The sequence below is a fragment of the Pseudomonas sp. FP198 genome (assembly GCF_030687895.1).
Taxonomy (GTDB): domain Bacteria; phylum Pseudomonadota; class Gammaproteobacteria; order Pseudomonadales; family Pseudomonadaceae; genus Aquipseudomonas.
This window is the reverse complement of record NZ_CP117452.1, coordinates 962234-983002: the sequence shown is the minus strand read 5'-3', so window position 1 is coordinate 983002 and position 20769 is coordinate 962234. Positions and strand designations below refer to the sequence as shown.

The 20769-nt window shown below is 62.3% G+C and carries 19 protein-coding genes; 10 read left to right on the top strand and 9 right to left on the bottom strand.

Going from position 1 to position 20769, the window contains the following annotated elements; translation table 11 throughout:
* Window positions 1-6: 6 nt before the first annotated feature.
* The 3 genes from PSH78_RS04605 to mrcB are packed head-to-tail and all read right to left on the bottom strand — an operon-like array spanning window position 7 to window position 3393.
* Window positions 7-336: a YqcC family protein gene (locus PSH78_RS04605; protein ID WP_305498791.1), complete on the bottom strand. Its 330-nt coding sequence runs from the start codon at window positions 334-336 to the stop codon at window positions 7-9.
* Complete coding sequence (locus tag PSH78_RS04600; protein WP_305498790.1) at window positions 336-1058, bottom strand: M48 family metallopeptidase; 723 nt, start codon at window positions 1056-1058, stop codon at window positions 336-338. The genes PSH78_RS04605 and PSH78_RS04600 overlap by 1 nt, the downstream gene beginning before the upstream one ends.
* Window positions 1059-1074: 16 nt before the next feature.
* The gene (mrcB, locus tag PSH78_RS04595) at window positions 1075-3393 is read right to left on the bottom strand and encodes a penicillin-binding protein 1B (RefSeq protein ID WP_305498789.1); all 2319 of its coding nucleotides are present in this window, start codon (window positions 3391-3393) and stop codon (window positions 1075-1077) included.
* A gap of 116 nt (window positions 3394-3509) precedes the next feature.
* On the opposite strand from mrcB, the gene PSH78_RS04590 reads away from it, so the two are divergent.
* The 3 genes from PSH78_RS04590 (at window position 3510) to PSH78_RS04580 (ending at window position 5984) form a co-directional block, all read left to right on the top strand.
* The gene (locus PSH78_RS04590; RefSeq protein WP_305498788.1) at window positions 3510-5066 is read left to right on the top strand and encodes a bifunctional aminoglycoside phosphotransferase/ATP-binding protein; all 1557 of its coding nucleotides are present in this window, start codon (window positions 3510-3512) and stop codon (window positions 5064-5066) included.
* Between the two features lie 90 nt (window positions 5067-5156).
* Window positions 5157-5498: a pentapeptide repeat-containing protein gene (locus tag PSH78_RS04585; RefSeq protein ID WP_305498787.1), complete on the top strand. Its 342-nt coding sequence runs from the start codon at window positions 5157-5159 to the stop codon at window positions 5496-5498.
* Window positions 5499-5711: 213 nt separating this feature from the next.
* A complete protein-coding gene (locus PSH78_RS04580) occupies window positions 5712-5984 on the top strand; it encodes a TfoX/Sxy family protein (protein WP_039593847.1) in 273 nt (90 codons plus the stop codon).
* A 220-nt stretch (window positions 5985-6204) separates the two neighbouring features.
* Here PSH78_RS04580 and PSH78_RS04575 read toward each other — a convergent pair whose 3' ends face one another.
* Genes PSH78_RS04575 through PSH78_RS04560 form a run of 4 tightly spaced genes read right to left on the bottom strand, consistent with a single transcriptional unit; the run spans window position 6205 to window position 9745 of the window.
* Window positions 6205-7053, bottom strand: a complete 849-nt coding sequence (locus PSH78_RS04575; protein WP_305498786.1) for a ChaN family lipoprotein — start codon at window positions 7051-7053, stop codon at window positions 6205-6207.
* Window positions 7054-7074: 21 nt separating this feature from the next.
* Window positions 7075-7842 (bottom strand): heme ABC transporter ATP-binding protein, encoded by a 768-nt coding sequence (locus tag PSH78_RS04570; protein ID WP_305498785.1) that lies wholly within the window; start codon window positions 7840-7842, stop codon window positions 7075-7077.
* Complete coding sequence (locus PSH78_RS04565) at window positions 7842-8879, bottom strand: iron ABC transporter permease (RefSeq protein ID WP_305498784.1); 1038 nt, start codon at window positions 8877-8879, stop codon at window positions 7842-7844. The genes PSH78_RS04570 and PSH78_RS04565 overlap by 1 nt, the downstream gene beginning before the upstream one ends.
* Window positions 8876-9745 carry a hemin ABC transporter substrate-binding protein gene (locus PSH78_RS04560; protein WP_305498783.1) on the bottom strand — a complete coding sequence of 290 codons (870 nt, stop codon included), beginning with the start codon at window positions 9743-9745 and terminating at the stop codon, window positions 8876-8878. The genes PSH78_RS04565 and PSH78_RS04560 overlap by 4 nt, the downstream gene beginning before the upstream one ends.
* A gap of 166 nt (window positions 9746-9911) precedes the next feature.
* Here PSH78_RS04560 and PSH78_RS04555 point away from each other — a divergent pair, with 166 nt between their 5' ends.
* Window positions 9912-10229: a Rieske (2Fe-2S) protein gene (locus tag PSH78_RS04555; RefSeq protein WP_305498782.1), complete on the top strand. Its 318-nt coding sequence runs from the start codon at window positions 9912-9914 to the stop codon at window positions 10227-10229.
* Here PSH78_RS04555 and sfsA read toward each other — a convergent pair.
* Window positions 10185-10943 (bottom strand): DNA/RNA nuclease SfsA, encoded by a 759-nt coding sequence (gene sfsA, locus PSH78_RS04550; RefSeq protein WP_305498781.1) that lies wholly within the window; start codon window positions 10941-10943, stop codon window positions 10185-10187. The two genes, PSH78_RS04555 and sfsA, sit on opposite strands and share 45 nt — an antisense overlap.
* Window positions 10943-12115: a pyridoxal phosphate-dependent aminotransferase gene (locus PSH78_RS04545; RefSeq protein WP_305498780.1), complete on the bottom strand. Its 1173-nt coding sequence runs from the start codon at window positions 12113-12115 to the stop codon at window positions 10943-10945. Before PSH78_RS04545 ends, sfsA begins: the two co-directional genes overlap by 1 nt.
* Window positions 12116-12452: 337 nt before the next feature.
* On the opposite strand from PSH78_RS04545, the gene dksA reads away from it, so the two are divergent.
* The 6 genes from dksA to PSH78_RS04515 all read left to right on the top strand — a co-directional run bounded on the left by dksA (window position 12453) and on the right by PSH78_RS04515 (window position 20769).
* Window positions 12453-12896: an RNA polymerase-binding protein DksA gene (gene dksA / locus PSH78_RS04540; protein ID WP_305498779.1), complete on the top strand. Its 444-nt coding sequence runs from the start codon at window positions 12453-12455 to the stop codon at window positions 12894-12896.
* 231 nt (window positions 12897-13127) lie between these two features.
* On the top strand, window positions 13128-14009 hold the full coding sequence (gene gluQRS, locus PSH78_RS04535; RefSeq protein ID WP_305498778.1) for a tRNA glutamyl-Q(34) synthetase GluQRS: 882 nt from the start codon (window positions 13128-13130) through the stop codon (window positions 14007-14009).
* A 78-nt stretch (window positions 14010-14087) separates the two neighbouring features.
* Window positions 14088-14264, top strand: a complete 177-nt coding sequence (locus PSH78_RS04530) for a hypothetical protein (RefSeq protein ID WP_003176118.1) — start codon at window positions 14088-14090, stop codon at window positions 14262-14264.
* Window positions 14248-17202: a sensor histidine kinase gene (locus PSH78_RS04525; protein ID WP_305498777.1), complete on the top strand. Its 2955-nt coding sequence runs from the start codon at window positions 14248-14250 to the stop codon at window positions 17200-17202. Before PSH78_RS04530 ends, PSH78_RS04525 begins: the two co-directional genes overlap by 17 nt.
* Window positions 17203-17224: 22 nt before the next feature.
* Window positions 17225-18661, top strand: a complete 1437-nt coding sequence (locus tag PSH78_RS04520) for a sigma-54 dependent transcriptional regulator (protein ID WP_305498776.1) — start codon at window positions 17225-17227, stop codon at window positions 18659-18661.
* A gap of 710 nt (window positions 18662-19371) precedes the next feature.
* The gene (locus tag PSH78_RS04515) at window positions 19372-20769 is read left to right on the top strand and encodes a polynucleotide adenylyltransferase PcnB (protein ID WP_305498775.1); all 1398 of its coding nucleotides are present in this window, start codon (window positions 19372-19374) and stop codon (window positions 20767-20769) included.

Genomic DNA, 20769 nt, shown 5'->3' with positions numbered 1-20769 from the left:
AGGCAGTCAGCTGGCGCCGCTGATCAACTGGTCGAACTGCGCCAGCAACCGCTGCAACTGGGCGCCCTGCCCTGGCCGCTGGGCATAGACCATTTCGGCCATGGCCAGGATGCCCGAGGCGTTGGGCAGTGGCAGGTCGTTTTCCAGGATCGCCTTCATCCGCGGCAGGAAGATCCATTGCAGCCACTGCTCGAAATCCAGGGTATCGACCGCGAACGGCTCGACACTCGCCAGCGCCTCGGCCGAAGGCGAAACACTGCTCCACCAACCCTGGACGCGCAGTTCGCGCTCGATCAACAGCAACTGATCGGCGATCTGGGCAAAACGCACATCCATCAGAGTGAAACCTTGGCTTTCTGACGGGCCAGCGCGGCGCCAGCGGAATCGCCCTGTTTCTCGCGGGCCTGGGCAATCAGTTCCCACAGGCTTGCCTGGAGTGCCGGCCGACCGCTGGAGAATGTCAGGCCGCGGCGCGCCAGTTGCTCGGCTTGCGGCGCATCGCCCTGGGCCATGCGTACCTGGGCCAGTCGATAAAGAACCTGCGGCTCGCGCGGTGCGACACGCTGGGCGCGCTCGAGGCTGGAGGACGCGCCGTTGAGGTCACCACCGGCCTGCTGCTGTTGGGCCGTAGTCAGCAGCGCCAACACCGGACCATCCAGTTGCTCATCGGCGGACAAGCCACCGGAGCTCGCCGACGGAATGCTGCTCGGCGTCGATGGCATGCTGTAGCTGCCCTGGTCGATCGGCGAGGTCTCGATAGGACCCGGCGTGATCGGCCCCGGTGTGATCGGCGTGCTGCTGATAGGTGCCGACGTGGTAGCGCCACCACCGGGCACCATTACCACGACGCCCGTATCACCCTGGGGAATCGCCTGGGTCTGAGCCCCCTGCACCGGACGTTTTACGGTCGTCTGACGGAAACCGCCATTGGCCGAGACGCGCTCGCTGTTGGAAACGGCGGTGCCGGAGTCGACAACCGGAATCGAACCGCGCTGTACGGTAGAGCAGCCGCTGAGCAAAGCCACGGCGGTTACCGCTGGAATCAACCACTTGTTCACTTGGAACCCTCTTTGCTTAATTCACCCAGTCCTTGACCCAATCCATCACCGATTCGGCTGGGTTCTGGCCGCCACACGCCGCACCGGGCGGCGGTTCGCTGCCGCGAATATACGGCATCTGAACCGCGCCCGGGCAATTCGCGTCGGAGCCCTGCCCGGTGCGTGAATCGACCCAGGCCTGGACGATGTTATCCGGTTGCGGCATGTCCAGCGGCAACGGGTCGGCCTTGCGCATGAAACTGGTCCAGACCTGCAATGCGCCGGTGGCGCCGGTGAACGGCGTCTTGCCGTTGTCGTCACGCCCCAGCCAGACCACCGCCAGCAAGTCCTGGCTGAACCCGGCGAACCAACTGTCGCGCGAATCGTTACTGGTGCCGGTCTTGCCCGCCAGGGTCAGCGTCCGCGGAAGCACGTTATAGACCGAGCTGCCGGTGCCTTCACGCATCACCCGCTGCATGGCGCTCTGGATCAGATAAATGGAAGCCGGATCGAAACGCTGCTGGATCTGGAACGGATAACGCTTGAGCGGCTCGCCATCGGCGGTCAGCACACTGCGGATGCCACGCATCGGCGTATTAAAACCACCGTTGGCCAGGGTCTGGTACATCGCCGCCACTTCGATCGGGGTGAGCCCACCGGCGCCCAACAGCATCGACGGGAACGCCGGGAACTCGCGGTTCACCCCCAGGCGCGCCAAGGTCTTGAGCACATTCGGCACGCCGACTTCCAGCCCGAGGCGAGCCGTTGAGAGGTTGTAGGAATGCGCCAGGCCCTGGTAAAGGAATACCGTGCCGTGGGGACGCCGATCATAGTTTTGCGGCGTCCAGACCTGGCCGTCCGCGCCCTTGACCGAGAATGACTCGTCGGAGAGCCAACTGGTCAGCGTGTACTGGCTCGGTTTTTCCAGGGCGGTGAGGTACACCGCCGGCTTGATCAGCGAGCCGATCGGGCGCACCGCATCCAACGCCCGGTTGAAACCGGCATAGCTGGCCTGACGGCTACCGATCATTGCCTGGACTTCACCGGTTTCCGGGTTGGTCACGACCATGGCCGCTTCGACTTCGTCAGAGCCCTTGCGCCCCGCCAGGCGCTTGAACGTGTCATTGACCGAGGCCTCGGCCTTCATTTGCAGGATCGGATCGAAGCTGGTGAAGATGCGCAAGCCTTCTTCGGTCAAGTCTTCGTCACGATAGTCTTCACGCAACTGACGCTTGACCAGGTCCATGAAGCCTGGGAAGGAGCTATCCGCCAGGCTGCCGCGCTTGGTCACGCCCAGCGGCATCTTTTTCGCCGCTTCTACCTGCTCGGCCGTGGCCACGCCCTGTTGCTGCAGCAAGTCCAGCACCAGGTTGCGCCGCTCGAGGGCGCGCTCCGGATTGCGACGCGGGTTGTAGGAAGACGGCCCCTTGACCATGCCGACCAGCAACGCCACCTGATGCAACTTGAGCTCGGACAGCGGCTGGCTGAAGAAGAACTGGCTGGCCAGGCCGAAACCGTGCACCGCTCGCTGGCCGTCCTGGCCGACAAAGACCTCGTTGAGGTAGGCCTCGAGAATTTCCTGCTTGCTGTAATGCAGCTCCAGCAACAACGCCATCATCGCTTCGGTGAGCTTGCGGGTCAGGCTGCGTTCGTTGGTCAGGTAGAAGTTCTTGACCAACTGCTGGGTCAGCGTACTGCCGCCCTGGCGCATGTGTCCCGACGAGGTATTGACCCAGACGGCCCGGGCAATCGATTTGGGCGAGACGCCGAAGTGATGATAGAAATCACGGTCTTCGACGGCGATCAGGGTATCAAGCAGGAACGGCGGCACCTGGTCGATCTTGATCAGGATCCGGTCTTCGAGATTCTTCGGGTACAGCCCACCAATCAGCAGCGGCTCGAGGCGCACCACCGACAGGCTCGCATTGTTGGCGCCGGTCAGCGCGGCCACATAGTCACCGGAGAAACGCACCCGCACCGGCTGCGCCTGCTCCAGGCCTTCATAGAACTGGAAGCCACGAGTGTTGATGTCGATGGTGTTGCCATTGACCGAAGCTGCACCCGGGCCATTGGCCACACTTTCGCGGCGATAACCCAAGGCATCGAGCTCGGTCAGGAAATCCTCCTTGCTGAGCTTTTGTCCGACGAACAGCTCCAGCGGCCGCGCGTAGACCTTGGCCGGAATGGTCCAGCGCTTGCCGGAGAATTTCTCCTGGACCACGGCATCGAGGTAGACGGCAAAACCGGCGAGCACGACAAGGCCCACCAGGCTCAGTTTAAGGGCCCAGCCCAGCCAGGGCCGCAGGCGGCTGGCGGGAGGTTTCTTGGGGGTACGGGGGGATCGGGTACGAGTCATGGCGGCGGATTATACGCACTTTGGCGTGGTTCAACATGCGTCCGCCAAGGTTTGCGTTAGCCTCGCTTGCCGCCATAATGACCGCCTTGAATTTTCCAGTCTCTGAAGGATCGCCCGTGAGCCAGTCACTGATCGCTGCCCTGCAAAACCCGGCCCTTTATCCGCATCCCGTCGAAGGGTTCCAGGTCATCGAAACCCATATTTCCTGGGTGTTGCTCACCGGGCCCTACGCCTACAAATTCAAGAAGCCGGTCAATTTCGGCTTCCTCGACTTCACCAGCCTCGAGGCGCGCAAGCATTTTTGCGCCGAAGAACTGCGCCTGAACCAGCGCCTGACGCAAGACCTCTACCTGGAAGTCCTGTCGATTACCGGCAGCGCCGAAGCGCCAGGCCTCGGCGGTGATGGACCGGCCATCGAATACGCCCTGAAGATGCGCCAATTTCCCCAGAGCCAACTGCTCAGCACGCTCCAGGCCAACGGCGAACTGACCACCGCGCACATTGATGAACTGGCCGCGCAGATCGCCCAGTTCCATCTTTCGACCCCCAAGGTGCCAGCCGACAACGCGGCTGGCACGCCGGACAGCGTCATGGCGCCGGTGCGGCAGAACTTCGAACAGATTCGTCCGTTCCTCAGCGACAAGGCCGACCTGCTGCAACTCGAAGCCCTGCAAGCCTGGGCCGAAAGCAGCTTCGAACGCCTCAAGCCGCTGCTGGCCCAGCGCAAGACCGAAGGCTTCACCCGCGAATGCCACGGCGACATCCACCTGGGTAACGCCACCGTGATCGATGGCCAGGTAGTGATTTTCGACTGCATCGAGTTCAACGAGCCGTTCCGTTTCACCGACGTCTACGCCGACACCGCGTTCCTGGCGATGGACCTTGAAGACCGCGGCCTCAAGTCACTGGCGCGGCGGTTCGTCAGCCAGTACCTGGAGCTGACGGGCGATTACCAGGGCCTGGAGCTGTTGAATTTCTACAAGGCCTACCGCGCCCTGGTCCGCGCCAAGGTCGCGCTGTTCAGCATGCCCGCCGAAGCCGATCCGGTGCAGCGCGCGACGACTCTGCGCCAGTACCGCAACTACGCCAACCTGGCCGAAAGCTACAGCACCATCCCGTCGCGCTTCCTGGCGATTACCCACGGTGTTTCCGCCGTTGGCAAAAGTCACGTCGCCATGCGCCTGGTAGAGGCGCTGGGCGCGATTCGCCTGCGCTCGGACGTGGAGCGCAAGCGCCTGTTCGGCGAGCAGCAAGTATCGAACGATCCCCAGGCCGGCATTTATAGCAGCGACGCCAGCAGCACCACCTACACCCGTCTGCATGAAATTGCCGATGTGATCCTGCACGCAGGTTTCCCGGTGGTTATCGACGCCACCTACCTCAAGCGTGAGCAGCGTGACGCCGCCGCCAGGATCGCCGAAGGCACGGGCGCGCCGTTCCTGATCCTCGACTGCGACGCGCCGCAGGCGGTGATCGAAAGCCGGCTCGCACAGCGCCAGGCGGACCAGAAGGACCCGTCCGACGCGAACCTGGCCGTCATCGCCGCCCAACAGGCCGGCCGCGAAGCGTTGACCCCGGCGGAAATCCTTTGCAGCAAACGGGTTCAGACCAACGAAAGCGGCACGCTGGATGTTGTGGTCGCGCAGATCCGCCAACGCCTGCCAGGCCTGTAGGAATTATTTCGGCCGTGAAGCGACGCCCGGCTTCACGGCCATCAAATAGTGGCACTATACTGGCGTCATAAAACCAGCAGGTGATATGAAATGAGCCACCCCAAGCTTCTCGACACCCCGCTTTATGCCTTGTTGCGCAACGACGATATTGCCGGCTTCAACAGCGAACGGCCTCAAGGGCCGATCGACATGCGCGGCGGCGATTTCCGTGGTCTTGACCTGCGGGAACTGAACGCGGACAACGTCGATTTCACCGATGCCTACTTCCGTTCCGCCGATTTGCGCGGCGTCGATTTTCGCAACTCGTCGCTGGAAGGGGCGAGCCTCGCCCACGCGCAGATTTCCGGTGCCTACTTTCCGCCCGAGCTGTCGGCCGATGAGATCCTGATGTCGATGAATTTCGGTACACGCCTGCGCTACCGCACCCGCTAAGCCTGAAGCAACCGAGGCCCGGCATCGAACAGACCTCCAGCGCCCCCGCCTGCGCTGGACGATGTGCCGTATTTGTCGTTCTGCACTCTATCGTGCGTAATGCATTAGAAGGTTTTGCGTCGATTCCGACCAAACAATCACGCTTTTCCTACTGACCGCTACACTCCTGAGAAGCTTGCCCACTGCACCAGTCGGCCGTCGCAAGGAGGCTCGATGAATGATGAACTGCAACACCTGAAGAATCTGGGCAAGACGTCAGCCCAGTGGCTGCATGCCGTGGGCATCCACAGCGCCTCGGATCTACGCCGCCTCGGCGCGGTGGACGCCTACCGCGCCGTTCGCACTCGCGGGTTCCGGGCCTCAAAGGTATTGCTGTATGCCATCGAAGGCGCATTGATGGACATGCATTGGAACGATATTCCCGCTGAACGCAAGGAAGCCCTCAATAAACAGCTGGATGCCATTTCGGCTCGCCACAAAGCCTGACGCCCGGTTTTTTGCCGCGCACATCGCGCCGCCCCATTATTTTTGGCGAATCGAAAAACTTTGTTTGACTTGGAAATGAGAATCGCTATGATTACCACATCCAGTCGCGAGACTGGTCGATATTTGAAAAGCCCTTGGTTCGGACTCTCAGATATCTCCTCATCAGGCTAATCACGGTTATTTGACCCGGCTTTTGCCGGGTCTTTTTTTGCCCGGAATATCACTTGCCGTGTTGTCCACGCATCTGCGCGCAGTAATCCTGAGGCGGGGTGGCCGGGGTGTACCACACATAATCAGCCATAGCCGACGTAACGTCGCTCCCCTCCTCGGCCAGCATCAGCACAACCGGCGCTTCGTTGGAGGCCAGGTCCCGCACATGCAGCGGCACGCCGACGTCCTTTCGCCCATGCCAGGCACCGGCAAACAACAATGCAGGCGTCGGCGCCTTGAGCAACTGCTCCGCCATTCGCCGGTCTCGCTGCTGCTGGACCGCCAGCATCGCCGGCATCTGCGATTCCGGCAGCAGGCCGCAGTGGGACTCGCGGATCTGTCCCAGCAGCTTTTCCTTCACCTGAGACGAATTGGAGCGCTCGCCCTCCACCGAGGGCATTTGATGATAAATGCGCTGGATCTCCGTGCGGTCGAGATTAGCTGCCAGCACCGGATAAGGCTGAGGCAAGGCGAACTCCACCACGGGTCCGTACAGGTTCCAATCCCAACCCGGCGACCAGTCCAGCGCGCCGGGCAAATCCTTGGGCAAGGCCGGCAACTGGCGGACCGCGTCGACCTTCGGCTGCTGCTGGGGCGTCAGCATCTCCAAGAGCAAGCTGCCTTGGGCTCGCTGTTCGGCCAAGGCCTGGAGCAACCAGCGTTGCAACATATGATGGTCGCGGTTGTCGTGCTGCTCTCCGACCACGACACGCGGAGCTTGCGCCAAGCGCGCGACCAAGGCATGCGACGAGAGGGCCTGGCCACTTTGCAAGTCAAGGATCCGTCCGTTGACCGGAGGCGGCGCGATACTTTGGCAAGCCGTCAACACACTCAAAGCCAGGATCAGAAACAGGCGCACAGCTGCATCCTCCAGATTGCCTCAGCGGGCGATGATCAACGGATGCCCGCGCTCCGGATGGGACTGCACCAGCACTTCCAGGCCGAATACCGCTTTGAGCGGCTCCGGGCGCAGCACTTGCCGGGGCGTGTCCAGAGCCACCGGCCGGCCGGACGCGAGCAACAACAGGCGGTCACAGTAACGCGCCGCCAGGTTCAGGTCATGCAGGATCACCAGCACGGCGGCACCGCGACCGGCGAACTCACGCACCGCTTGCAGGATGGTGTGCTGGTGCAAGGGATCGAGCATTGAAGTCGGCTCGTCCAACAACAGCGTCTGCCCCACCTCGCCCGGCCACAGTTGCGCCAGCACCCGCGCCAGGTGCACCCGCTGGCTTTCGCCACCGGACAAGGTCAGGTAGTTGCGGCCATACAGGTGCGTGGCATCCGCGGTCTGTAATGCCGACTCAACGATCTGCGCGTCCCGCAATTGGCCGCTCTGGTGGGGCAGGCGCCCCATGCCGACCACCTCTTCCACGCGGAATGCAAAATCCAGGGTCGATGATTGTGGCAACACCGCCAGACGACGGGCGCGCTCGGCGCCGCCCCACTGGGCGAGGGGCCTGTCGTCGAGCCAGACCTGGCCCCGGGCCGGACGCAACTCGCCACACAAGCCTGCCAGCAGCGTACTTTTGCCCGCACCGTTAGGGCCGAGCACACCGAGCACTTCGCCGGGATTGAGCTGAAAGTCGATATCCGCCAGTACGGTTTTGCGTCCCCGGAGAATATGCAGGTCATGCGCTCGCAGCATCAGGCACGCCCCCGCAGCAACAGATACAGGAAGAACGGTGCGCCGATGAATGCCGTGACAATGCCGATGGGCAATTCCGCCGGGGCCAGCGCGAGGCGCGCCACCAGATCGGCAAACAGCAGCAGGCTCGCCCCGGCCAGGATTGAAGCCGGTAGCAGGACGCGATGGTCGGGGCCCGCCATCAGCCTTACCAGATGCGGCACCACCAGCCCGACAAAACCGATCATGCCCGCAGCCGCCACCGCGGCCCCAACGCCCAGCGCCGTGCAGAACACCAGCTCACGCTTGAGCCGTTCGACGTCAATGCCCAGGTGCGCGGCCTCAGACTCGCCGAGCAACAAGGCGTTGAGCGCACGGGCCCGACGCGGCAACCAGATCGCCACGCCGACGCTGACCAGCAGCAGGGGCCACAAGCGCGCGTAGGTGGCGCCGTTCAGGCTGCCCAGGTTCCAGAACGTCAGGGTGCGCAGGGTCGCGTCATCCGCCAGGTAAGTGAACAAGCCGACCGCCGAGCCGGACAGCGCGGTCAGGGCGATCCCGGCCAGGAGCATGGTCGCGACGTGAGTCTGACCGTTGCGCCGGCCGAGGCGATAGACCAGCGCCGTGACCCCGAGCCCGCCGAGGAACGCACACAGTGACAAGAGATAAGGTCCCAGCGCTTCGGGCAGCCCGCCCAGCATCGAACCGCCGACGATGGCAAACGCCGCCCCCAGCGCCGCACCACTGGAAACCCCGACCAGCCCCGGGTCCGCCAGCGGGTTGCGAAACAGCCCCTGCATCGCCACGCCGGATAACGCCAATACCCCGCCCACCGCCAGCCCCAGCAAGGTGCGCGGCAGGCGGATCTGGCCAAGGATCAGTTCGGCCTGTTTCAGGCCATCGGCAGCCACCGGCAAGCCCGACAGGCGCATGGCGGCGCGCAGGGTATCGAGCAGCGGCAAGCTCACCGGCCCCAAGGCCAGGGACAACCAGATCGCCAGTAGGCATAGCAGGCCGAGCCCAATGAATAAAGTGCGTGGCTTGACCAGCGCCGTCATGGGGTCTTGACCGGATAGAAACCGTTGGTGAGCTTCACCAGGCTTTGCGGCAAGCGCGGACCCAATCCGCCCACCAGCAGCGTCGGGTCCAGTTCCATGACCCGCCCACTCTTGGCGGCCCGGGTCGAGGACAAGATCGGATTTTCCTTGAACAGCGCGGCGCGCGCTTCTTCGCCGGTCAAGGCTCGATCGGCAAAGACCAGCACTTCAGGATTCAAGCTGGCGAGGGTTTCCACGGAAAACGGTTTGTAGCCGCTGTGGGTCGCCAGGTTGTGACCACCGGCCTGCTCCAGCAACCAGTCGGCGGCGGTGCCTTTACCGGCGATCAGCGATTTGCCGCCAGCATTGCCCACCAGCAGCAATACACCAGGCGCCTTCTGCTTGAGCCGGGCTGCGTTTACGCGGACGGCGTGCTGGGAAAGCCGTTGTTGATAGTCATCGAACAACTGCGCAGCCTTGGTCTCGGCCCCCAAGAGCTGCCCCAGGTGGCGAAGATTGGTCTGAAGCGCCTCCAGGCTCGGCGCTGCCGAGAACAACTCGACCGGCACCCCGGCCGCACGAATTTGCGCGAGCACCGGCGGCGGTCCCATTTCTTCGGTGCCCACCAGAATTTGCGGCCGCAAGCTCAGCACGCCCTCCGCCGACAGCTGTCGCTGATAACCGACACTGGGCAGCGCTCGCAACGACTCGGGATGCTGGCTGGTGGTGTCCACGCCCACCAGCTTCGACTCACCGCCGAGCGCACTGACCCACTCCGACAAGGCACCCCCAGCGCTCACCCACCGTTGCGGCAGATCGGCCGCCAGCGCTCCCTGGCTGGCCAAAAGGACGACACAGAGCGCAGCAACGTGGAAATTCAAGCGCATCGGACAGCTTCCTCAGAGAAATTTTTCACAGGGCCGAGCCTGGCGACGTATCCTCGGTTACCTGTGAAGGAGGCGCCATTTGATAATTGTTTTCATTTGACCGTCAAGCGCGGAACCTATGCCACATTAATCCCACAGGAGGATTCACAGACATGTCGAGCCCCACATGAAATACCTTTGCGCCGCCGCTGAGTTACCGGACAACAACAGTCGCGGCTTCGACATCGAAGGGCGCAAGGTCCTGGCCGTGCGGCGTGCAGGCCAGGCCTACGTCTATCTCAACCGCTGCCCGCATCGCGGCGTGCCGCTGGAATGGCAACCCGACCAGTTCCTCGACCCCAGCGCCAGCCTGATCCAGTGCGCAACCCATGGCGCATTATTCCTGATCGAAAGCGGTGAATGCGTCGCCGGCCCTTGCGCCGGGCAGTTCCTGGCCGCGCTAGACAGCCGGGAGGACGACCAGGGCATCTGGGTCGACCTGTAGCGGTTCAAGCAATACCGGCAGCGGGCGGTCCACCCATATCTGCTCCGGCGTCAGGGTGACCCCGTAGGCCAACACCTCTACCCCGGCGGCCACCGCCTCACGCAACGCCGCCGCGTAGACCGGGTCGATTTCCTGCGCCGGGCGCACCGCGTCGATGCCACTCAGGTTTACGCAATACAGCTGCACCGCGCGTACGCCGTCGCGGGCCAGACAAGCCAGTTCCCGCAGATGTTTGGCGCCTCGCAGCGTCACAGCATCGGGAAATGCCGCCACATTTGTTGCATCGAAACCCAGCGTGACACTTTTGACCTCGACCCAGGCCGAGGTCTGGTCGGCATAGTCGAGTCGAAAATCGATACGGCTGTTCTCCACGCCGTAGGCGACTTCGCGCTTCAGCCCGATAAATCCGTTCAGTTCCTTGATGACACCCGCGCGCAGCGCCTCTTCGATCAGGGGGTTGGCTCGTGCGGTATTGATGCAGGCCAACCGGCCCTGAGGGGTTTCGCCTATTTCCCAGGTCCCCGGCAGCTTGCGCTTGGGGTCGCTGGAGCGGCTGAACCAGACACGCGCGCCCTCGGCCATGCAATTGAGCATCGAACCGGTGTTCGGGCAGTGGATGGTGAGCAGTTCGCCATGAACGGTCTCGATATCGGCGAGAAAACGCTTGTAACGTCGAATCAGTCGACCTTCTTCCAGTGCAGGAGAAAAACGCATCAGCCTTGCCAGCTCCGCAGTCCACGTTCGATTCGCGTCACCGCTTCCTGTAGCCGAGGAAGGCTTTGGGTGTAGGCGAAACGCACATGATGACCGGCCTGGTGCCGACCGAAATCCAGCCCCGGCGTGAACGCCACGTGTTCGGTTTCCAGGAAATGCTGGCAGAACGCAAAGGCATCGCCGCCGAACGCGTTGATATCGGCGTAAAGATAGAACGCACCTTCGGGCTCCACCGCGATGCCGAATCCCAACTCACGCAACGCCGGCAGCAGGAAGTCGCGACGCCGCGCGAACTCGGCACGACGCTGCTCGAAAATCTCGATGGTCGCGGGTTCGAAACAGGCCAGGGCCGCGTACTGGGCCATGCTCGGCGCACTGATGTAAAGATTCTGCGCAAGTTTCTCCAGCTCACTGACCGCCGCCGAAGGGGCCACCAGCCAACCGAGCCGCCAACCGGTCATGCCGAAATACTTGGAAAAACTGTTGAGAACAAAAGCATCGTCGTCGACTTCCAGCACACTTGCGGCGTCGGTGCCATAAGTCAGGCCGTGATAGATCTCATCGACGACCAGGTGGCCATTGTGGCCCTTGATTGCCCCGGACAACCCCGCCAACTCGTCCCGAGAGAGAATCGTCCCGGTCGGGTTGGCTGGCGATGCCACCAATGCCCCCACGCTATCGTGATCCCAATGGCGATCCACCAGGTCCGGGGTCAGTTGGTAACGCACGTCCGGCCCTACTGGCACCAATTGCGCCGCACCTTCGATCAGACGCAGGAAATGGCGGTTGCAAGGGTAGCCAGGATCGGCCAGCAACCAATGCTTGCCCGGGTCGACGAGCAGGGCACTGGTCAGCAACAAGGCACCCGACCCACCCGGCGTGACCAGGATCCGCCGCGGATCGATGTCAACGCCGTGGCGCTGCGCATAAAAGCCGGCGATGGCCTCGCGCAGCTCGGGAATGCCGCGGGCTGCGGTGTAACGGGTCTTGCCAGCCGCCAGGGCGGCCTGACCGGCCTGGATGATCGGCTCGGCGGTGGTGAAGTCCGGCTCGCCGATCTCCAGATGGATGACGTCGTGCCCGGCAGCCTGCAATTCGTTGGCGCGTGCCAGCAGCGCCATGACATGGAAGGGTTCGATGGCACGGCTGCGTGCGCTGTAGGGCTGGGCCATTGGGGCCATCCTTCACGAAAAAAGAACCGATTCTACCCAACTCGGGCAGCGGTGCGGGAACGAGCGCGAATACCCGATGGTCCTAGCGTAGATCGCTGGAAATGGCTCCGGCGATTGGCCCAGGCTTGACTAGAATCAAGCATTGAGCAGGATTACACCCCCACCGAAGCGAACCCGGCCACGTTTTACAGGCCCCGGCCGCCGCAGGCTCGACAACCGGGAGTAGCGCGGCCCGATTTGATCTGGTAAGTTCGCCCGCTTGCAGCCGCAGGGCCGGCAGGTGTCGGTGATGGAGCAATCCTGCGTAGTGGATTACAAGAGTAGAGGCGGTCCATTCATGCCCACCCAAGCAAAGCAGAATCAAAATCAGTCGCTCAGCGGGTTTGAGCCGTATATCCCCAAAGAGGGCGAAGAGTACATGGGCGCCCCCATGCGGGCTCACTTCACCAAGATCCTGAACAAGTGGAAACAGGACTTGATGCTGGAAGTCGACCGCACCGTGGACCATATGAAGGACGACGCTGCCAACTTCCCCGACCCGGCCGACCGTGCCAGCCAGGAAGAAGAGTTCGCCCTCGAACTGCGCGCCCGTGACCGGGAACGCAAGCTGATCAAGAAAATCGACAAGACGCTGCAACTGATCGAAGACGAAGAATACGGCTGGTGCGAGTCCTGCGGCGTCGAGATCGGCGTCAAGCGACTGGAAGCACGTCCAACCGCAGACATGTGCGTCGACTGCAAGACCCTGGCGGAAATCAAGGAAAAACAGGTCGGCAAGTAATCGCCGGGGCTGTCACAGAAACGGAGCGTTCATACGCTCCGTTTTTTGTTTGCGCACCTCCCGCACACCCAACCCCTTGTGGGAGCGAGCTTGCTCGCGATGACGGCGGCACATTCAATATTGAGGCAAGCTGACCCACCGCTATCGCGAGCAAGCTCGCTCCCACAGGGAATTATGTTTCGTCATCAAGACCTATATTCCTCCTGACCGGCCCCCAGTAACATTCGCCCTATGACCACTTACATCGGACGCTTCGCCCCCACCCCCAGCGGCCATCTGCACTTCGGCTCGCTGGTCGCCGCCCTGGCGTCGTACCTTGATGCCCGGGCTGCGGGCGGGCGCTGGTTGTTGCGCATGGAAGACCTCGACCCACCGCGGGAAGAGCCCGGCGCGCAAGCGGCGATCCTGACTGCGCTGCAATCCTATGGTTTTGAATGGGACGGCGAAATGGTCCGCCAGAGCGACCGCCATGAAGCCTATCAACGGGTCATCGATCGCTTGTTCAGCCAAGGCCTGGCCTACGCCTGCACCTGTTCGCGCAAGCAACTGGAACCGTATCAGGGTATTTACCCGGGGCTATGCCGCAACGCCGGCCACGACACCGAGGACGCCGCCATCCGCCTACGCGTCCCCGAGCTTGAATATCACTTCACCGACCGGGTCCAAGGCGAATTTCGCCAGCATCTGGGCCGTGAGGCCGGTGATTTCGTGATCCGTCGTCGTGACGGGCTCTACGCCTATCAACTGGCGGTGGTGCTGGACGACGCCTGGCAAGGCGTCACCGATATCGTCCGCGGCGCTGACCTGCTGGACTCCACGCCACGCCAGCTCTACCTGCAGGAACTCCTCGGGCTGCCGCAACCGCGTTACCTGCATGTGCCGCTGATCACCCAGCCCGACGGGCACAAGCTCGGCAAATCCTATCGTTCACCGCCGCTGACAGCGGACCAGGCTACGCCGCTGCTGTTACGGGCATTGCGCGCACTGGGCCAGCAACCGGGCCCGGAACTCTGCGATGCCAGCCCCCGCGAGGTGCTGGCCTGGGGCATTCGGCACTGGGCTGCGAGCAAGATCCCGCGCGTCCTCACCCTGCCCGAAGCGCAAATACCATGACGGCCCTTGCAGCCTGCCGCCTATCCGTTACCATCGCCGCACGTTTTCGGGCACGCGCCTAAACAAAGAGAGGCCGGGATGTACATCTATCGCTTGGTCCTGCTTTTGGTAGTCGGGATCTACCTGTTCTCCCCGGCCATCATGGATTGGTGGATCGATGCCACGGGTGCCTGGTATCGGCCGTATCTGCTCTGGCTGATCCTGATCGTCGTGACCTTCATCCTGCAGAGCCAAAAAGATGCCGATGAGCTTTAGCCTGACCCAGATGATCCTGATCAGCGCCGCCTACCTGGCGGTGCTGTTCGGCGTGGCCTGGATCAGCGAACGAGGCATGATCCCCCGGGCGATCATCCGTCACCCGCTGACCTACACCCTGTCGCTGGGGGTCTACGCCAGCGCATGGGCGTTTTATGGCACGGTCGGGCTGGCCTATCAGTATGGCTATGGTTTCCTTTCCAGCTACCTTGGAGTGTCCGGGGCCTTCCTGCTGGCGCCGGTGTTGCTTTATCCAATCCTGAAGATCACCCGTACCTACCAACTGTCATCGCTGGCCGACCTGTTCGCCTTCCGCTTTCGCAGCACCTGGGCCGGCGCGCTGACCACGATCTTCATGCTGGTCGGCGTGTTACCGCTGCTGGCCCTGCAAATCCAGGCCGTGGCCGATTCCATCAGCATCCTGACCCGCGAACCGGTGCAGCATCGAGTAGCGCTGAGCTTCTGCGCGCTGATCATTCTGTTCACGATTTTTTTCGGCTCCCGGCACATCGCCACCCGGGAAAAACACGAAGGGCTGGTGTTCGCCATTGCCTTTGAATCGGTGATCAAGCTGATTGCCATCGGCGGCGTCGGTCTCTACGCGCTGTACGGCGTGTTCGATGGCCCGCAACAGCTCGAGCTTTGGCTGTTGCAGAACCAGACCGCCCTCGCCGCCCTGCATACGCCCTTGCAGGAAGGCCCGTGGCGCACGTTGTTGCTGGTGTTCTTCGCCTCGGCAATCGTGATGCCGCACATGTACCACATGACCTTCACCGAAAACCTCAACCCGCGCTCACTGGTCAGCGCAAGCTGGGGCCTGCCGCTGTTCCTGCTGTTGATGAGCCTGGCGGTGCCGCTGATTCTGTGGGCAGGTCTGAAACTCGGCGCCAGCACCAATCCGGAATACTTCACCCTCGGTATCGGCATCGCCGCCAACAGCAAGGCCCTGGCATTGCTGGCCTATATCGGCGGGCTGTCGGCGGCCAGCGGCCTGATCATCGTCACCACTTTGGCGTTGTCGGGCATGGCCCTCAATCATCTGGTGCTGCCGCTCTACCAGCCGCCGGCGGAAGGAAATATCTACCGTTGGTTGAAATGGACCCGTCGCGCGTTGATCGTTGCGATCATCATGGCCGGTTATGGTTTCTACCTGATGCTGGGCGACGGGCAGGACCTGGCCAACCTGGGCATCGTCGCGTTCGTCGCCACCCTGCAGTTCCTGCCCGGCGTGCTGTCGGTCCTGTATTGGCCAACCGCCAATCGCCGCGGCTTTATCGCCGGCCTGCTGGCGGGAATCCTGGTCTGGCTGGTCGCGATGCTGTTGCCGCTGCTGGGCAACCTGCAGGGGTTCTATATCCCGCTGCTGAACATGATCTACGTGCTCGACGACACCAGCTGGCACATGGCAGCCATCGCCTCGCTGGCGGCGAACGTGCTGATGTTCACCCTGATTTCGCTGTTCACCAACGCCAGCAGTGAAGAAGCCAGCGCCGCCGAAGCCTGCGCCGTGGATAACGTGCGTCGCCCGCAACGCCGCGAACTGCACGCCGCCTCGCCCCAGGAATTCGCCACGCAACTGGCCAAGCCGCTGGGCGCCAAGGCCGCACAGAAGGAAGTCGAACAGGCCCTGCGCGATCTTTACCTGCCGTTCGATGAGCGCCGCCCGTACGCGTTGCGTCGCTTACGCGACCGGATCGAAGCCAACCTGTCCGGCCTGATGGGCCCCAGCGTGGCCCAGGACATGGTCGAAACCTTCCTGCCTTATAAGGCGGGCGGCGAAAACTACGTGACCGAAGACATCCACTTCATCGAAAGCCGCCTCGAGGACTACCATTCGCGCCTCACTGGCCTCGCCGCCGAGCTGGATGCCTTGCGCCGCTACCACCGCCAGACCTTGCAGGAACTGCCGATGGGCGTCTGCTCGCTGGCCAAGGACCAAGAAATCCTCATGTGGAACAAGGCCATGGAAGAGCTGACCGGCATCGCCGCCCAGCGCGTGGTCGGCTCGCGCCTGAGCACCCTGGGCGAGCCGTGGAAAGGCTTGCTGCAAGGCTTCATCGACCTGCCGGACGAACACCTGCACAAACAGCACTTGGCCCTCGACGGCCAGACCCGTTGGCTGAACCTGCACAAGGCGGCGATCGACGAGCCTTTGGCGCCGGGCAACAGCGGCCTGGTGCTGCTGGTGGAAGACCTGACCGACACCCAGATGCTCGAAGACAAACTGGTCCACTCCGAGCGCCTGGCCAGCATCGGTCGACTGGCCGCCGGCGTGGCCCACGAAATCGGCAACCCGATCACCGGCATCGCCTGCCTGGCGCAGAACCTGCGCGAAGAACGCGAGGACGACGGCGAACTGACGGAAATCAGCGGGCAGATTCTCGAACAGACCAAGCGCGTGTCGCGCATTGTCCAATCCCTGATGAGTTTCGCCCACGCCGGCGGCCACCAGCACAACGACGAACCGGTATGCCTGGCCGAAGTCGCCCAGGACGCCATTGGCTTGCTGGCACTCAACCGGCGCAATTTCGAAGTGCAGTTCTTCAACCTGTGCGACCCCGATCATTGGGTCGATGGCGATCCTCAGCGGCTCGCCCAGGTGCTGATCAACCTGCTTTCCAACGCACGCGACGCCTCGCCGGCCGGGAGCGCGGTACGGGTCAAGAGCGAAGCCTTTGAACACACGGTTGACCTGATCGTCGAAGACGAAGGCAGCGGAATCCCACAGAACATCATGGATCGATTGTTCGAACCTTTCTTTACCACCAAGGATCCTGGCGAAGGCACCGGTCTGGGCCTCGCACTGGTCTATTCCATCGTTGAAGAGCATTATGGACAAATCACCATCGACAGCCCGGCCGATGTTCAGAGCCAACGCGGCACCCGTATCCGGGTGACCTTGCCGCGTCATGTCGAAGCGACGTCCGCTGTGAACTGAGACCGTCGAGAGAATCGAATCAATGCCGCACATTTTGATCGTCGAAGACGAAACAATTATCCGCTCCGCCTTGCGCCGCCTGCTGGAACGCAACCAGTACCAGGTCAGCGAAGCCGGTTCCGTGCAGGAAGCACAAGAGCGTTTCAGCATTCCAACGTTTGACCTGATCGTCAGTGACCTGCGCCTGCCTGGTGCCCCGGGGACCGAGTTGATCAAGCTCGGCCAGGGCACGCCTGTGCTGATCATGACCAGTTATGCCAGCCTGCGCTCGGCGGTCGACTCCATGAAAATGGGTGCGGTCGACTACATCGCCAAGCCGTTCGACCACGACGAAATGCTCCAGGCCGTCGCTCGAATCCTGCGTGACCGACAAACGGCGAGCAGCCAGCCTTCGGAACCGACGAACGGCAAGGCCACTGCTCCAGGCAAGGCGGGCGCCAGCAACAGCAACGGCGAAATCGGCATCATCGGCTCCTGCCCACCCATGCAGGACCTTTACAGCAAGATCCGCAAAGTGGCGCCGACCGATTCCAACGTCCTGATCCAGGGCGAGTCCGGCACCGGCAAGGAGCTGGTGGCTCGGGCGCTGCATAACCTGTCCCGCCGAGCCAAGGCGCCGATGATTTCGGTGAACTGTGCGGCCATCCCGGAGAGCCTGATCGAGTCCGAGCTGTTCGGCCATGAGAAAGGCGCCTTCACCGGCGCCAGTGCAGGGCGTGCGGGCCTGGTCGAGGCGGCGGACGGAGGCACGCTGTTTCTTGACGAAATCGGCGAGCTGCCCCTGGAAGCCCAGGCGCGGCTGTTACGCGTCCTCCAGGAAGGCGAGATTCGTCGAGTCGGTTCGGTCCAGTCGCAAAAGGTCGATGTGCGCCTGATCGCCGCGACGCACCGCGACCTCAAGAGCCTGGCGAAAATCGGTCAGTTCCGTGAAGACCTGTATTACCGTCTGCACGTGATTGCCCTGAAGCTGCCGCCACTGCGCGAGCGCGGCGCGGACGTCAACGAGATTGCCAATGCCTTCCTCGCCCGCCAGAGCGCGCGGGTCAACCGCACCGACCTGAAGTTTGCCCCCGACGCCGAACAAGCCATTCGTCATTACGCCTGGCCGGGTAACGTCCGTGAGCTGGAAAACGCCGTGGAGCGCGCGGTGATCCTGTGCGAGAGCCCGGAAATTTCCGCCGACCTGCTGGGGATCGACATCGAATTGAGTGACCTGGACGATGAAGAGTTCATCGGCCTGGCCCCTCAACAGGGCGGCGGCGCCAACAACACCAGCCACGAGCCCACCGAAGACCTGTCGCTGGAGGACTACTTCCAGCACTTCGTCCTGGAGCACCAGGACCACATGACCGAGACGGAACTGGCGCGCAAGCTGGGCGTGAGCCGCAAGTGCCTGTGGGAGCGCCGCCAGCGCCTGGGTATCCCACGACGCAAGACTGGCGTCGCCAGCGAGAGCTGAAACACGCAGGTAACACTGCAGGATGTGAAAAAACTGTTACCTCAGCTTTTTCACGTAACAGATGCCGGGGCTTACGGTAACGAAACCCCGGCTTTTTTTCGCCTCGAAAAAACCGCTTTAACCATAGAACCCCCGGTTTCGCTGGGCCTGCCAAAAGTTGGCACGCACCCTGCTATAGCTTTGGTACAAGAACAATAACAAGCAATGCACAAGACAATAAAAATAAGACGAATCGACTCACGCACAATAAAAACAAGACGGCGAGAGGCGCAGCTAACTGATTCTTTTGGAGAGGCGTTGTAATTGGGGCTTGCCCCACGACCAGGCCGAGAACAATAAAACTGTCTCAAGACAGGTGCCTGAACTGGTTGGATCGATTGATCACTGCAACACAGCGACCAAAGCAATCCGTTTGCTCTTGGCTCCCGATTGGGAGGGTCACGAAGGGAAACCTCGTGGCGCGGGCACTCAACAAAAACAAGAAGCCCGAAACCAATAATAAAAATAGCGCAACTAATTCTGGGGGAGCTTCGGCTCCCCTTGTGGTTTCTGTGATTCCGCCTTCCCCGCAGCCTACAAGCTTGTCGCCTAAAGCTTGCAGCTCAAAACTCCTGTGTCCTACACCATCCCTCGACTAAATGCTAGAATCCCCGCCCATCATGCGGTCATTCCTCGTTTTTGGCCGAATATTCCTTCAAACAGTGCATCCCATGCTGAAGAAGCTGTTCCAGTCATTCCGTTCTCCCTTGCGTCGTACGCAACACATTCGCAGCACGCCTGAAGTGCTCAACAGCGGCCAGCACTCGTTGCAAAAGGCCCAATTCAGCCGTTACGCGGTGAACATCGTCGAACGCCTGCAGAACGCCGGCTACCAGGCTTACCTGGTCGGTGGTTGCGTGCGCGACATGCTGCTCAATATCACGCCCAAGGATTTCGACGTCGCCACCAGTGCCACGCCTGAGCAGATACGAGCCGAGTTCCGCAATGCGCGGATCATCGGGCGGCGCTTCAAGCTCGTGCACATCCACTTCGGCCGCGAAATCATCGAGGTCGCGACGTTCCGCGCCAACCACCCGCAAAACGATGAAGACGAAGACAGCAACCAGTCTTCGCGCAACGAGAGCGGGCGCATCCTGCGCGATAACGTCTACGGCACATTGGAAGAAGACGCGCAGCGCCGCGACTTCACCATCAACGCGCTGTATTACGATCCGGTCAGCGAACGCATCCTCGATTACGCCAACGGCGTTCACGACATCCGCAACCGGCTTATCCGCCTGATCGGCGACCCAAGGCAGCGTTACCAGGAAGACCCGGTGCGGATGCTGCGAGCCGTGCGTTTCGCCGCCAAGCTGGATTTCGGCATTGAAAAGCACAGCGCCATGCCGATTCGCGAACTGGCGCCGATGCTGAGAGAAATCCCGTCGGCGCGCCTGTTCGAAGAAGTGCTCAAGTTGTTCCTGTCGGGCAACGCCGCAGACACCTTCGAAATGCTCGTCGACCTGCAGTTGTTCGACCCGCTGTTCCCCGCCAGTGCCGAGGCGCTGGAATACAACCCGACCTACACCCACACCTTGATCAGCGAAGCGCTGGTCAACACCGACCTGCGCATCAAGCAGAACAAACCGGTGACCCCGGCGTTCCTGTTCGCCGCCTTGCTCTGGCCCGCCCTGCCCGCCCGAGTCCTGCGTTTGCAGGAACGCGGCATGCCGCCGATTCCGGCGATGCAGGAAGCTGCCCACGAACTGATCGCCGAGCAATGCCAGCGCATCGCCATTCCCAAACGCTTCACGATGCCGATCCGCGAGATCTGGGACATGCAAGAGCGCCTGCCGCGGCGTAGCGGCAAACGCGCCGACCTGCTGCTGGACAATCCGCGTTTCCGTGCCGGTTACGATTTCCTGCTGCTGCGCGAAAGCGCCGGCGAACAGACCGATGGCCTGGGCGAATGGTGGACCGATTACCAGGACGCCAACGACAGCGAGCGCCGCGACATGATTCGCGAACTGAATGGCAAGGATGACGGCGCCAGCGGCCCGCGCAAACGTCGCCGCAGCAGTGGCGCCAAGCGCAAACGCACCGGTGTACCAAGCGCCTCGGACGAATAA

Coding starts and splice junctions, on each gene's coding strand:
- gluQRS (WP_305498778.1), top strand. CDS start 13,128: ATGACCACTTACATCGGACGCTTCGCCCCCACCCCCAGCGGCCATCTG.
- PSH78_RS04565 (WP_305498784.1), bottom strand. CDS start 8,879: ATGACGGCGCTGGTCAAGCCACGCACTTTATTCATTGGGCTCGGCCTG.
- sfsA (WP_305498781.1), bottom strand. CDS start 10,943: ATGCGTTTTTCTCCTGCACTGGAAGAAGGTCGACTGATTCGACGTTAC.
- PSH78_RS04520 (WP_305498776.1), top strand. CDS start 17,225: ATGCCGCACATTTTGATCGTCGAAGACGAAACAATTATCCGCTCCGCC.
- PSH78_RS04545 (WP_305498780.1), bottom strand. CDS start 12,115: ATGGCCCAGCCCTACAGCGCACGCAGCCGTGCCATCGAACCCTTCCAT.
- mrcB (WP_305498789.1), bottom strand. CDS start 3,393: ATGACTCGTACCCGATCCCCCCGTACCCCCAAGAAACCTCCCGCCAGC.
- PSH78_RS04585 (WP_305498787.1), top strand. CDS start 5,157: ATGAGCCACCCCAAGCTTCTCGACACCCCGCTTTATGCCTTGTTGCGC.
- PSH78_RS04515 (WP_305498775.1), top strand. CDS start 19,372: ATGCTGAAGAAGCTGTTCCAGTCATTCCGTTCTCCCTTGCGTCGTACG.
- dksA (WP_305498779.1), top strand. CDS start 12,453: ATGCCCACCCAAGCAAAGCAGAATCAAAATCAGTCGCTCAGCGGGTTT.
- PSH78_RS04605 (WP_305498791.1), bottom strand. CDS start 336: ATGGATGTGCGTTTTGCCCAGATCGCCGATCAGTTGCTGTTGATCGAG.
- PSH78_RS04580 (WP_039593847.1), top strand. CDS start 5,712: ATGAATGATGAACTGCAACACCTGAAGAATCTGGGCAAGACGTCAGCC.
- PSH78_RS04555 (WP_305498782.1), top strand. CDS start 9,912: ATGAAATACCTTTGCGCCGCCGCTGAGTTACCGGACAACAACAGTCGC.
- PSH78_RS04560 (WP_305498783.1), bottom strand. CDS start 9,745: ATGCGCTTGAATTTCCACGTTGCTGCGCTCTGTGTCGTCCTTTTGGCC.
- PSH78_RS04525 (WP_305498777.1), top strand. CDS start 14,248: ATGCCGATGAGCTTTAGCCTGACCCAGATGATCCTGATCAGCGCCGCC.
- PSH78_RS04530 (WP_003176118.1), top strand. CDS start 14,088: ATGTACATCTATCGCTTGGTCCTGCTTTTGGTAGTCGGGATCTACCTG.
- PSH78_RS04570 (WP_305498785.1), bottom strand. CDS start 7,842: ATGCTGCGAGCGCATGACCTGCATATTCTCCGGGGACGCAAAACCGTA.